The following is a 13783-nucleotide window of genomic DNA, read 5'->3' on the forward strand; positions in this document are numbered from 1 at the left end:
TTCTGATTTGAAAGTTCGCTATCCTGCCAGTTAGTTGAACAAAAGCAGCCATCACGTTGACGGTAATTGTCAAGACAGTTGTCGTGATTTCATAGAATGTATGTAGTCATTTTAATTGTTCTTCATCGGTGTCCATAACTCCGTCTTTTTCAGGATTGAGCCATACTTTTTCATTCAGTTTCCAGTTGCGTGTCTCTCCAGACCAACGGCTAGGATTTTTCGCTTTTGCTGCCTCATAGACGTGCTTTCTCTTCTCAAAAATTTCTTCAGAAAGACCTGAATGTCTTTGATTGGGGGTTAAGAAATTTAACCCACTGTGGCGATGCTCGGTGTTGTACCAACGGACAAATCGTAGGGTCCATTCCCGTGCCTCATCCCTTGATCCGAAGCCTTTGAGAGGGTAGTTTGGGCGGTATTTACAGGTTCTGAAAATAGATTCCGCATAGGGATTGTCATTGCTGACTCGCGGTCTGCTGCGGGATGGAATAATGCCCAAACTGTATAACGTTTCAAGCAGAGTCGCGCCTTTCATAGGACTACCGTTGTCCGAATGCAGAATGAGCGGGCTTTTTCGAACGGCACATTGCTCACTCAACACGGTTCTCCGCATGAGCTGACTGGCATATTCGGAGGATTCTTCTTCCCAAATCTCCCAGCCTACGATTTTACGACTGTATAAATCGAGCACGAGATAGAGATAGTAAAACACGCCTTTGATCGGACCCTGCAACCAGCTAATATCCCACATCCAGACTTGATTGGGTGCGGTGGCGCAGTGGCTAGTCAGAGGTTTAGAGGTAGGCTTTAGGCTACGCCCACGGTGATGCTGTTGCTGATACTTGTGCATGACCCGATAAAAGGTAGACTCGGAACCGAGATAGATCCCTTGATCTGCGAGTCTAGGGACAATCTGACTGGGTGGTAAACTCTTAAATTCCACTTGATTGATTACGGAAACAATCTGCTGTACTTCGGGTTCGCTGAGTTGATGAGAAGGCGCTCGCTTAATGGCATGGGGTCGTTGATCTTCGAGCGGCGTTCGCTCACTACGCCAGCGCTGTAACGTTCGTTGGGTCAAAGAGAGCTCTAGACAAGCCTTTCTTTCTCTTGCTCCTGCCTGTACGGCTTCCCCGATAAGGGTGATGGCGATTTGACGATCTGAGGCAGGAATCATTCGTCCTCGGGGTCCCCCCAAATCGCTCGGGCCTTTTTTCGAAGCACCAGTAAGGCAGCGGTTTCGGCTAAGGCGGCCTCTTTTCGTTTTAACTCGCGGGCAAGGTTCTTGTTCTCTCGTTCTTTGTTACGTAGTTCTTTTTGCAGCCGGGTGGCTTGTTCAGCAACGCCTCCGTTGGCTTGCATACAGGCGTCACGCCAGGCTTCGATTTGTTCAACAAACAGACCTTTTGCTCGACAGTACTCAGACAATTCGATCTCACTTAGTGTGGCTGTCTCGACAACAATGGCGAACTTGTCTCGGGTGCTCCACTTCTCTGTTTCCTTTTCACCACCAGGGAAAACGCCACCGGTCGCCCGGGCTTCCTTCTGCCACTTATACAAGGTGCCTTCCCCGAGGCCGCTGTCCCTTGCGATCTGACTCACCGATTCATTGTTTGGGGGCATCATCCGCTGCATAATCCTATGTTTGAGTTCGTCACTGTATCTAGCCATTGTCGCTCCACCTCAGTCTCTCTTTTAATCTACTTTACATACTATTGAGAGGTACGACAACTAGCATGACACAGGGGGTTGATTATGGAGCTATCGTTCCTCGTTAGTTTAAAAAGGGATCTTCTACTACCTTAAGTGGAACGAGATTTGAATGACCCAAAGTGTAAATGTTGCACACTTCTTGAGATACATACAAATGTGCTTAAATGATTTTGATAATAATGTAGTTCATTTCTTCTTAGCTTTAAAAGAGTAGTAAGTGTTTGTTTTCTTTCATCTTCTTCCGAATAAACTTAAATAAACCTCTTAAAATAATTACTGATAAAATAATAATAATAATTGGACCCATTTCTAAAAAAAATACTGGTACTAATGTAGATAATGAAACAAATAATTCATAAATAAAAAAATAATCAGCAATTCCAACTACGACGACTGATAAAACAATGAATTGTAATTTCTGATAATAAAAAGCGATTGTATAAAGAACCCTTCTAAGGAAATAAAGTAACCTCATCACACACCTCATTGTAATATATTTACATATAATTACGACATGATCTTTAAATGGTTTCGTGTATTTGTACAATTGCGTATGATTTTATTTGCGAACTCTGTCAAAACTTCTATCTTGAGTATTCGGGAAGTTATTAAACTATCCTTCCCATTAGCGGGGAAAAGGCAGCAGATAATATTGGCTGCCTTTTCCTAATGGTTATTGCACTAGCGTTTCCTTTTAGCTAAATATTCACCTATTGGAATGAATCAAGGCACTTTTTTATGGATGTTCTTATCTGGAATTCATCTAACTTTTCTCAAGGAATCTTCTTCTTTCTTTTACTCAGGGCTGCTTCTTGGCCAGTTATGAAATGCTTATTGCGAAGTTACGGCGGAAATCTCGAACTTCGACCCGACATCTCCGGCGAAAACTATGGATCCTCCCAAGGGCAGTACGACCTGATCCTTGTTTCCGATGACACTGAAGAAGAGGCATGTTCCCTTTGCATCATAAATAGCGAAGGAAGCGTTCGAGGACATATTTACCTTAATGGCCTTGCCCCCGTCCTTTTCGCTTATCGTATACCACCTGGCGTATCCGCTGGGCGGAATTGTAACGGTTGACTTCTTAGCAAAGTTAAAAGGCTGCACGGCATCCTCGTTCACTAAGATGAATCCACCAAGACTCAAGTACTCAACGCCGTCTTGTGTAAAGAACGTAAGACTTGAGAGATCCCGCCCGTTCGCTCCCGGAATTTGCAATTCGGAGACGGCTGAATTAGGGCCGGTTATTCGTTTATCCAACACGTACCCCGGCAATTGTTTCGACAGATTCAAGTTGGTGGTTACCGATGTTGTCAAATAAGCAATCGAAGTATACTTCTCAGTTAATAGATAATACTTCTTCCCGTCACGCTGCATCCATGCTTTCTGGGTCTCCGCCGGAAGATCTTGGGGCTGGAGCTTCTCGGCGTTGTACATTGATATAGCTATCTGCCCAAGACCCGATACAAAAACGTATTGACGAAGCCATTCGTAAGTGCGGCCATTCTCCTCCGTCACGAAGCTGACCATCGTATTCCCGTCCGCACTACGGAATGTACCGTCTGCCGAATACTCGTAGATCTCGGCTGGATTAGCGGATTTCTGCTCCGAAGTGACGGACATGATACCGCCTTCGGATATTTTGATGTTCATCGTTGTACCGGTCGCGCCGTAGATTCCCGAATACTGCAGCATGGACTCCGGCATATCAGATTTTACCGGCGCACCGTATGACTTTTCAGGCTTGAATTCAGTAATTGTCCCTTTCTCTTTCAGCGCCTGAAGCAAGATTTCGTTCGCCAGAAGCTGATCGTACGTGCTGGTCCCGCCGGAAGTGACAACCGCTGCCGCCATGTCCTGTTCGGGAAGCACAACGAGCGACGTGTGATAGAGAACCGTGTCCCCGCCTTTGGTCAGCGCCTTCATTCCGTATTCGCTGAAGGGATACAGATCGACGCTGTCCCAGCCGAGACCGTATCCGATGGAGTTATCCGCATCGTCAGGCCACAAAGGCGTCTTGTACTCATCTTGCGCCGTGGCCGTAGCCGATTTATCAGACAAGACTTCTTCCTCTTCCCCCGTGAAAACTTGTGAGAATCGAACCAAATCTTCCGCTGTGGAATAAATGCCTCCCGTTCCGATCAAGTTGACCGTCTCGTTAGGAAGTTGTCCTGTATAGGTAGGATAATAGAGTCCCGCCATCTTCGCTTCGTCCGGAGAATCGAGCGGCGTTTTCGTATTGACCATACCCAGAGGTTCCGTAATATATCGATGGATATAAGAGGTAAATTCCATGCCGCTGACCTGCTCGACCAGAATCTGGGCCAGTGTAAATCCGTCATTGCAGTAAACCGAATAAGCACCCGGATTCGCCTTTAAGGTCTGTCCGGCCAGTTGCTTCAGCAGTGTGTCGTGGGCGTATGTATCGTTATCTTCGAATAAAAAGACGTTAGTAAATGAGGATCCCATTAACCCAGAGGAATGATTCAGCAGCATACGCGGTGTAATCTGCTTGTAGCGTTCATCCTTCATCGTAAACTCAGGGATATACTGGACAACCGGCGTATCGAGATCAATTTTCCCTTGTTCGACCAACTGCATAACGGCAACCGTGGTAAACATTTTACTGGTTGAACCGATCCCATACATCGTGTCTTTCGTGAGCGGCCTCTGTCCCTGCTCATCATTCTTGCCGAATTGGCCGGATACGACGATGTGGCCATGATCGATAAGGGCGTATTGCACGCTGTTTGTATCGTAAGCTTCCGAGAGGAGATCGGCTTTTCCCTTTGCAGCTTTCATGGTTAATTCGTAGGTGAGCCCAGCTTCGTTAGAAGATGAATCCACTTCCGCCGTTGACACGGTTACCGGAGCAGCACTTGCCTCAATCACCTCAGATGTATTTAGTGCCTCTGCTGTGTTCTGCATCTTAGCCACTGGTGTGTTGTCGTTGCAGGCGCTTAGCAGCAGAAGCAGACACAAAAATAGTACGGCTACAGTTATCCATCGACTTTTCATCATTAGAACTCTCCTTCTGAAATTTTGGTAGATATGACTCTAAATTGGTATATTTATATATTAATGAAAAATTAGTATTTATGCAAAACTGCCCGCTAGCTTAATGAGAGCGTGCAGTCTAAGCTTTATTTTCACGGTCTATTAATTTATTTTTCAATCTATACTTTGTTTCGCTGAACACCAATCGGGAATTGTATTTCTCCGCCCCATACGTTACACTCTTTATATTGACATATTTGCAGGTCTATAAAAGGAGGTTCACGCACCCATGTGCCCCCGTACCAAAGAACAAAATGAGCTTATACGCATGCAGCGTAGAGAACAGATCCTGGACTACGCCGCGCTCGCCTACTTTCGCACGGGCGGCAGCTTTGATGTTCGCGACGTCGCCCGCGAAGCCAAGCTCGGTTACGGCACGGTATACCATTATTACCCCAACCGGCATTTACTAATAGAAGATGTGCTGGGCAGCGGCTTCGAGCGATGCGAGCAAGCCCTTGCAGAATGGGAGAACATCAGCCATAGCACCTCGGATAACCGGCAACTATTGATGTATTGCAAGGTGCTGCTCCGGCTGTGGCAGTCGGACGCCCGCGCATATCTCGTCTACAAAATGGCGGCGGAACATTATGCAGGCTTGCCTGAGAAGGATCGGAACCCCGCCAAGAGACGATTCATGGAACATCTGTACGTTCCGCTCAAATCGATCGCCCAGCGCGAAGACGACAGCGTCGACTATATGCTTGCCGTGCTGGTCGGCTGTTGCGGGCTGCACTACTATGCGAGCACTTCCGAGCTGGACATCGATCGAATCGCCCAGCTCGCGATTCAAGCTATTACGAAGGAGTCCTGAAACAAACATGATTATCTTAAAAAGCAAGCATGAAATCGAGGCCATCCGCAAGGCATGCCAAGTGGTGGCGGAATGCCATCGCACGATCGCACCGCTCATCAAACCGGGCATCACGACGAACGAGATTGAGCGCATATTCGAGGACATTATTGTGAAGCACGGTGCCAAGCCATATACGAAGGGCTACAATGGCTATAAATATGCAACCTGTGCCTCCGTCAACGATGTGATCGCACATGGCTTCCCTACAAATAAGCCACTTGAAGAAGGCGATATCGTAACGATCGACACGGTTGCGGAGCTCGACGGCTGGCTCGGCGATTCAGCCTGGAACTATGCGGTCGGAAAGATCTCGCCGACGGCCGAGAAGCTGATGCGCGTCACGAAGGAATGCCTTGATCTCGGCATCGCGCAGGCGCAGCCCGGCAATCGGCTCGGCGACGTGACGAGTGCGATCCAGCGACATGCTGAATCGCACGGCTTCGGCGTCGTGCGCGACCTTCTCGCTCATGGCATCGGTCGGGACCTGCACGAGATGCCGAACTACATGCATGTCGGGAAGCCCGGCAAAGGCATCCGCATCAAGGAAGGCATGGTATTCACGATCGAGCCCATGATTACCGAAGGCACCTACTACATGAACATCGATCCGGACGGCTGGACCGCCCGGACGCTGGACCGCAAGCTCGCCGCCCAATACGAGCATACCATTGCCATCACCGCGGAAGGTCCACAAATCCTGACCGCGCAATAGAATAATTAGAGGCCGACCAACGAGATGGTCGACCTCTTTTTTACGTATTCGGCATAGCATCTTATCGATTTAAAAAAGTCAGGTATGTCCCTTCATATGCAGCATTTAACATAATCTCCGCTATTCTCGGGATCACCTAGATCCGTCAATGACATTTTGTTTCGGAGAGCGTAGGCATTTAAGGTTCTCGGACTAGCGTTTCCCCTTAGATTAATGAGAAATCTACTTCAAATCACTAAAGTAATCTATGTAATATCCTTCAGAATCCCAGTAATCTTCATATTCTTTATAAATATCGATAATCTTCTCTTTAGGTGTTCCACAACGTTCAAGAAGCCATTTCATTATATAATCGACATCTTTATTTTCATCCTCCCAAATAAAATCTAAAATACCTGATTCTTTGGAGCCACTGTCCGGCACATAAATAGCAAAGGTTGATTTAAAATAACTCGCTAAATCGAATGTAACCTTCTTTAAATAAAGCTGAAGCTTCTCATCTAAAAGAAAACTTCTCCATCTTATATAATGATGAAAATAACATACTTTTTCTGAGAAAGTAAATTGCACTCCGCAAGGTCCATTGATTTCCACAGTGCCACCAATTCCTTCATGAACCGTCCAAGGCTTTCCTTTATCCTTAGGGTTATGAGGGAGCAGGAGGGTAATGAATTCATCGACGTGATTTAATGATCTAGAATTTAGTGCGTGACATAATATTTGAATTTCATCTCTATTTAGCTCATGGCCTAAGAAAGCCGTAAAATCTATCCCCATTATCTTCCCCTCTCAGCTCCTGACAGCTCAATTTAAACTCATATTGGAACTACCCTGCCCATACATTTCCCAATCTGCCTTATGAAATCAAATGCTCATGCTGTAGTTTAATAAAAATAGGAATGGATGGCGGAGTAATGTTCTCGGGTAGGTTGGCAATTTCAAACCATTGATATAACCTGCTCTCGCTATTTATGGTGATCTCTCCCACATATATGCTAGTTCTATAAACTGTATCAACGATATATACCTCGTCTCCATGAGGATATACATAGTGTAATTCTTTTCCGGAAAATACACCGAACAGCTCTAATTCTTTCACTTGTAAGCCCGTTTCCTCATACACCTCTCTTCGTGCTGTTTCCTCCAACAGCTCTCCTAGATCCATCGCCCCTCCAGGTAAACACCAACAATCGTTATCACTCCTAAGAAGCATAAGAACTTGTCCTAGTTTGTTAGTGATAATTACACTAGCTCCGCACAATAATAATGGCTTTGTTCCAATCATCTGTCTCATTTCTTTAACATATTGGATCATAGAATTTCTCCTTCGTTTATTTAGAACTGATTCTGGCATTTCTTTATGATCGCCCGATATACAAATTTGGGTAAAGCAGACTGTCTACGCCAGCGAGATTTTTGTCCTTTTGCAACAGGGACAGTAAGTAAGCGATGAAGCCATTCTAAATTCAGTCTCTTCCAAATAACTGGTGTAGACTTTACTTTCCCTGCTATTACGTCCAGGCTTCCTCCAACCCCAAAAACAACCTTCACACCCTCAAGTTTGCGCTTATGTTTATAGATCCATTTATCAGAATAAGGTGCTCCCATGGCTAGAATTAATAGATCAGGCTTGGATTCCTGAATTTCCTGGAGTATGTAATGTTCTTCTTCTGCGGAAAAGAAACCGTTATGTCGACCTGCAATTCTTAAATTGGGATAGCGAAGGTTAACCTCCTCCACTGCTTTGAGGCTTGTCTTCTCATCCGTCCCCAGAAAAAAGAAGCTCCAACCCTGTCCATTCCCTTTGACCAATAATCTAAGTAGCAAATCATATCCAGTAACTCTTTCTGGAATGGGTTCACCCTTTCTTTTAGAGGCCATCACAATGCCTATTCCATCAGGAGTAATCAAATCCGCTTCTTTAACAATGGTTTGAAGTAACTTGTCCGTTTGATAGGCTATCGTAATTTCAGGGTTCGCTGTGATTAGATGAAACAACTTGGGTTCTACTTTTTGGATATGTTCGGCCAATCGCTGTGTCGTTTCATTAAGGGTTAGCTTGGAAAAGGGTACGCCCAATATATTTACTGATTCTCTCATATAATCACCTTTCGCATTTTCTTAATCTTTATATTCGATCATCATCCTAAATTTCCCTTTTTTAGATGATGAGAGAAAAAGACCCTATCCACTCGAATTACGCGAGTAGATTAGGGTCTTCTGTCTGCATGCATATTTGGGGATTCTTGATTATGCTCTGTCGGTCATACCTTTGCTAAATATTCGTCGAGTTGATCGAAGGTTGCTCCGAATCCTTGCTTCATAGAATCGAACATGCCTTTGAAAAAATTCAGCTCTTCGTCTGAAACATTGATCGGACCACCGCGCAAGGTTATTGTTGTTTTGCCTTCTGTTTCGGTTAAGGTCAAGTGATTGTATATTTCCAATGGGAACGTAGCGCTGAATGAGGCCCGAACGATGTTGCCTTCTTGATCAGAATTACCTACCAGTAAAGGGCCCGCACTTAAAAGTTCGATAATGGCTAACCTGTGAGGTTCGGCAAGAGCACTAAAAATCATAGCATTCATTAACCAAATTCACTCCAAACTCTAATGAAATCCTCCCAAATCGAGCAATTGTTGAAATTGCCAGTTTCGTTCCTTGGCATTGTTGGCGTTGGCATCAGCGGGGTCAGAGGCATAGGTAGCAGCTTTGGCAGCGTAAGTAGCGGCATGCACCGCATGACTTGCAACATGGGCGGTTGCTGCGGCGTGACCGGCGGCACGGGCTGCAGCACATGCGGCAGCTTCAAGGATTTCTCGCGCAGCGGCGTGGGCAGCAAATGCAGCAGTACGCGCTTCACTCATCGCGATCTCACCACATGCCCAAGCACGTCCTGCTTCGATTGCTTGGCGAGGTCGGTTATCTGTCAGGTTCTCCTTCTCAAAATAGATGAGTACATGCTCGGAGCAGTCCGTTGCCCAAAGCACCAATGTTCGGTGATCACACTTGCTCACAAGCTCTGTAATCGCCGTACTTATGCTTGTGTCTATGAATTTCACTTTTCCAACGGCCAATGTAATCCCCCCTATATTAGTTCCTGTGATTAATCACTATTCTCGTCATAATATACTCTGCGGGGAATATTCTCATCAAGGAATATTCACAAATGAAAACCGGATTAGTTCAGCTAACGTATAAGAGTAAGGGTCTTTTAAGTCCTGTATACTTCTTTTAAGTACTATATACTTCGCCCGTTCTCCTCCAGATTACGAACCTTGTGTAGGTCCACTCTCCTCCGACATCACACCCTTACGAAATTGCAAGGGAGAGACGCCAGTCTGTTTTTTAAAGGCTGTACTAAAATAATGCTGGGTTTCATATCCGGTTCGTTCTGCGACTTCATATACACTTATGTCCGTAGAATGAAGCAGTTGGGCTGCCTTGCGGATACGAATTTGCGTCAGATAGGTGCCAAACGATTCTCCAAGCTCCTGCTTAAACAATCGGCTTAGATATACTGGGGACGCCTGAAGGGTGCCCGCAATCGAATCCAGCGTTAACCCGCATTCACTATAATGCTCCAGCATATATTGCTTCACTCTACGAACCATCGGAGATAAGGGCACCTCTTTGGAGAGAGTCACTCTACATCTGCGATAGGCGGCGGCCAGCTCTGTAATGTCCTCTTGTACTTGCTCTATACCCACCTCAATCGCGATTTTGAGATTGGAGCGAACTTCCTGCTCGATTCTTGCCAGCGAGCCTTCGGCCGCTCCATCCCAGAGAAGAATGATAATCAGACCGGATTGATCACGAAAAATCGCCAATGGGTACTCCTCAAGCAGCTCGGCTGTAATATTCTCAATCGCAAAGAGAAAGAGCTGGCGTTCCTTCTCCTTCATACCTGACTGGTGCGCTTCCCATCTCCAGCGGAGAATACCAAGCAACTCAGGGCTTCGCTTAGGCAATTGCAAGAAATTCAACTGCTCCAGAATCTCCTGCCGGCTGAGGTTGCCATCTAGCCATTCCTGACAGAAGCGTTCCCGCAGCAGCGGGAAGTTCTTGATAATCTGCCGGGAAGCCTGCTGTAAATGCTGGCTCTTCTGCTGCTCCTGCACCAATTGATCCCGAACCCCACGCAGAACCTGTTCCAGTTGCAACGGATCAGCCGGCTTTAAGATATAATCGTTTACCTGCAAGCGAATCGATTCCTGCGCATATGTAAACTCATCATGCCCGGTGATGACAACGATTTTGCACAACGGCAGTTGTTCTCTAAGTCTCTTCATCAACTCAATTCCATGCATGATCGGCATATTGAGATCAACAAGCGCAATATGCACCTGATGCTGAACCGCCAGCTCCAGCGCTTCTTCGCCATCCTCGGCTTCAGCCACTACCTGTAAAGATAACGATGCCCAGTCTACACACCGTTTGATGCCTTCGCGAATAATATCTTCATCATCGGCAATCATAACCTTCCAGAATTCCATAGCTTTATTACCTCCATATCCCCAAATCTAGGCTTCTATGCTATTCAAAATCCTTAGAACTCTTTTGTGTATTGCTGCTATCACGGATCATTGGATGCTGAACGGTCACCACCGTTCCGACACCTAGCTCACTTTCAATATGGAGACCATAAGGCGCACCGTAGGTCAATCTTATTCGGGCCTGTACGTTTAGAATTCCGTAGCCGCTACCTGCACTGTCCGGGATAGGCTGTTCGACTTCTGCGGATTCGCTCTCGCCTCCAACACTTTCGAGCTTCTGTTTCAGCATAGCAAGACGTTCCGGTGGCATCCCCTTCCCGTTATCACGAACGGTCAAGAATAGATCTCCCTCTCGTTCAGCTACCTCTATGGAGATATGTCCGGGTCCTCGCCGCTCTTTGATTCCATGATAAATGGCATTTTCTACCACTGGCTGAAGCAGCAGCTTCAGTACATAAAGCTCCTGGAGCTGTGGGTCTGCCTCAATACTGTAAGCCAGCTTGCTGCTATAACGGACATGCTGGATTTTTAAGTAACTCACGATATGCTCCAGTTCGTCGGAGAGTGGAATAATATCGCTGCCTTTGCTTAATCCAAGGCGGAACAGTTTCGATAGAGACTGAACTACCTCTGCTATATCCTCTGCTCCTCTGCTGCGGGCCATCCAATGAATCGTATCCAGCGTATTGTATAGAAAATGCGGCTTAATATGCGCCTGCAGACTGCGCAGCTCTGCCTCCCGTTTCTGCCGCTCCTGCAGCTCTGAAAGCGACAGCAGACGGCTTATCTGAGCTAACATTGTATTGAAGCTGCGACCTAGCCGACCAATCTCATCGGAACGATCTCCCCAATATCGAATCGTTAAATCACCGGATTGCGCCTTGCTCATAAAGGAAGCCAGCTGTCCGATCGGTCGAGAAATGGAGTAGGCCAGATAAAAGGAAGCGGTCATTCCAAGCATACAAACCACAAACACAAAGGTGACCACATTAAAAGTAATCTCCCGTACGCCATAAGCTGATTCGTCCATCGGAAAGACACCCAGAGTCGTCCACCCTGTAAATGGTGAAGTTCTGTAAATAAGCTGCAAATGCCGCCCATCCACCTTTTCCGAAGTAATTCCTGAAGTCTCGGTAAACAGCTCTACCGGTATATTAGTCATAAAAGGATGCTGAGGAGCGTAGATCATATCGCCGTTGTTGTCGACAACGGTAAGATATCCTGTTTTGCCTAACGTAACATCTCTGGCTTTCTCAGCAATGACCCTCAGCTTCAGATCCACCAGTACCACACCCTGAACGACCTGTGTCTCCGGGTCCACAATGGCTCTTACCGCAGAGACAACCTCGCTTTCCTGATAATCCACGTGGGACATCACAGCCCGACCATAAGGATGCCCGATAATCTTGAAGATTCCTTTATTATCTACGGCTTCTTTATACCATTCCTCATTGGTGACGCTAGTTCCCGGCCGGGAGTACATTTCATTGCTAATGAAATCGCCTTTGCTATTCACGAGCATAATGCCGGCGATCTCAGAGCTTAAAGTGGTAAAGCCTTGCAGGAACTTCCGAATATTATAATCTGCCGATTCCCCATTAGCGGTCCCGTTCCCCGTCTGCTCCTTCTCCTTCATTTGACCGCTTAAAAAGGATTGCACGCCTGGATCAAACGAGATCAGATAGGTGATCTTCTGCAGATTCTCCACATCATTCTCCAAGGCAGAATTAACCTTGCTGATCAGCTGCACTGTGTTCTGGTTGCTCTGATCCTCAACAATCCGGTCTACTGTCCAACCGATTAATAGCCCCAAACCAATAGACGGCAGAATGCTAATGAGCAAAAAATGTATGATCAGCTTATACCGAATAGGTAAATTATTGAACGCCAGACGCTCCATCTTGTTCATTCTACTTGGCATAGTAACTATCCACATTAGCCCGTGTAACTACATCTATCCCGGTGTCGACCAGATCAGGAACAGGCAATGGCTTATGATTAGCATAGGCAGAGGGGTCGGCAGCCAGATCACGGTGAAGATGGAATAGCTCCATGAGTGACCAATATCCCATATTCCAGGTGCCTTGAGCCATCGTCGCTGCAATTTTCCCTTCCTTCACCAGATCCAGAGTCCCTTTATCCGTATCAAAACTAATAATTTTGGGTGAATTGCTGTTCCCCTTGTAGGCTTCTACCGCCTCTGCCACGCCTATTCCCCCATTCGACTCTGTCGCGAATATACCCGCAAGCTGCGGATACTGGGATAATATCTGCTCAGTAGCTGCTCTGGAAGCCACTTGATCGCCACGGCCATCCTTGACCGCTATGAGCTGCATTGCAGGGTAGTCTGTCCTGATCGTGTCCCTGAACCCATCTGTTCGCTGCTGATGATTATGCTGATCTGGGGTGGTTATGATTGCAACTGCGCCCTTTGCTCCTGTCAACTCGGCCATTTTGTGAGCAGCCTCTATCCCAGCATCATAATTGTCCGTCCCCAGAAAAGAATAGGCTTTGCTATCAGGTGCCCCCGAGTCAAATAAAACTACAGGTATGCCACTTTCCACCGCTTTATTGATGGTAGCTGTCAGCAGCTTGGAGTTCACAGCGGAGATGGCGATGCCCGCGGGTTTTTTGGCGATAACCTGTTCTAGTACTGTCATTTGTTCGTTGGCGTTATGCTGGGTAGACCCGTGATATTCTACGGATATATTTAGTTCCTCAGCGGCATCCTCGAAGCCCTTGAGCACGCTTTTCCAATAATCGATTCCACTTTGAAAAGTGACCATAACATAAGCATCCTCTATATTCCCGCGTAATCCTGCCGTCTCCCATGGATCTGTTGTATTGGCCTGCTGCAGCTTATAATTCAGTACATATACCAGAAACATTCCGATCAACAGAGCATAAACAAGCCACAGCTTCTTCAATATGTAACCCCTTTCATAAAGCGTT

At 46.4% G+C, this 13783-nt stretch carries 11 protein-coding genes and 1 pseudogene; 2 read left to right on the forward strand and 10 right to left on the reverse strand.

Annotated features, from left to right (window positions below):
* Positions 1-106: 106 nt before the first annotated feature.
* Positions 107-1668 (reverse strand): annotated as a pseudogene (locus tag H1230_RS20005) (IS3 family transposase).
* 873 nt (positions 1669-2541) lie between these two features.
* On the reverse strand, positions 2542-4731 hold the full coding sequence (locus H1230_RS20010) for a serine hydrolase domain-containing protein (protein ID WP_239711667.1): 2190 nt from the start codon (positions 4729-4731) through the stop codon (positions 2542-2544).
* A gap of 265 nt (positions 4732-4996) precedes the next feature.
* On the opposite strand from H1230_RS20010, the gene H1230_RS20015 reads away from it, so the two are divergent.
* Positions 4997-5581: a TetR/AcrR family transcriptional regulator gene (locus H1230_RS20015; RefSeq protein ID WP_239711668.1), complete on the forward strand. Its 585-nt coding sequence runs from the start codon at positions 4997-4999 to the stop codon at positions 5579-5581.
* Positions 5582-5588: 7 nt separating this feature from the next.
* Complete coding sequence (gene map / locus H1230_RS20020) at positions 5589-6335, forward strand: type I methionyl aminopeptidase (protein ID WP_239711669.1); 747 nt, start codon at positions 5589-5591, stop codon at positions 6333-6335.
* 222 nt (positions 6336-6557) lie between these two features.
* Here map and H1230_RS20025 read toward each other — a convergent pair whose 3' ends face one another.
* From H1230_RS20025 to H1230_RS20060, 8 genes are all read right to left on the reverse strand, one after another.
* A complete protein-coding gene (locus H1230_RS20025) occupies positions 6558-7112 on the reverse strand; it encodes a hypothetical protein (RefSeq protein WP_239711670.1) in 555 nt (184 codons plus the stop codon).
* 79 nt (positions 7113-7191) lie between these two features.
* The gene (locus tag H1230_RS20030) at positions 7192-7650 is read right to left on the reverse strand and encodes an NUDIX hydrolase (RefSeq protein WP_239711671.1); all 459 of its coding nucleotides are present in this window, start codon (positions 7648-7650) and stop codon (positions 7192-7194) included.
* Positions 7651-7670: 20 nt separating this feature from the next.
* Positions 7671-8435: a WecB/TagA/CpsF family glycosyltransferase gene (locus H1230_RS20035; protein ID WP_239711672.1), complete on the reverse strand. Its 765-nt coding sequence runs from the start codon at positions 8433-8435 to the stop codon at positions 7671-7673.
* A 164-nt stretch (positions 8436-8599) separates the two neighbouring features.
* Positions 8600-8923, reverse strand: a complete 324-nt coding sequence (locus tag H1230_RS20040) for an SRPBCC domain-containing protein (RefSeq protein WP_239711673.1) — start codon at positions 8921-8923, stop codon at positions 8600-8602.
* Positions 8924-8944: 21 nt separating this feature from the next.
* Entirely contained in the window at positions 8945-9412 is a 468-nt protein-coding gene (locus H1230_RS20045) for a putative immunity protein (protein WP_239711674.1), read from the reverse strand.
* A gap of 192 nt (positions 9413-9604) precedes the next feature.
* A complete protein-coding gene (locus H1230_RS20050; RefSeq protein WP_239711675.1) occupies positions 9605-10831 on the reverse strand; it encodes a response regulator in 1227 nt (408 codons plus the stop codon).
* 40 nt (positions 10832-10871) lie between these two features.
* Entirely contained in the window at positions 10872-12752 is a 1881-nt protein-coding gene (locus H1230_RS20055) for a cache domain-containing sensor histidine kinase (RefSeq protein WP_239711676.1), read from the reverse strand.
* Positions 12742-13758: a substrate-binding domain-containing protein gene (locus H1230_RS20060; RefSeq protein WP_239711677.1), complete on the reverse strand. Its 1017-nt coding sequence runs from the start codon at positions 13756-13758 to the stop codon at positions 12742-12744. The genes H1230_RS20055 and H1230_RS20060 overlap by 11 nt, the downstream gene beginning before the upstream one ends.
* Positions 13759-13783: the final 25 nt, after the last annotated feature.

Origin of the sequence: Paenibacillus sp. 19GGS1-52, assembly GCF_022369515.1 — a bacterium.
In the GTDB taxonomy this organism is placed as follows: domain Bacteria; phylum Bacillota; class Bacilli; order Paenibacillales; family Paenibacillaceae; genus Paenibacillus_AQ.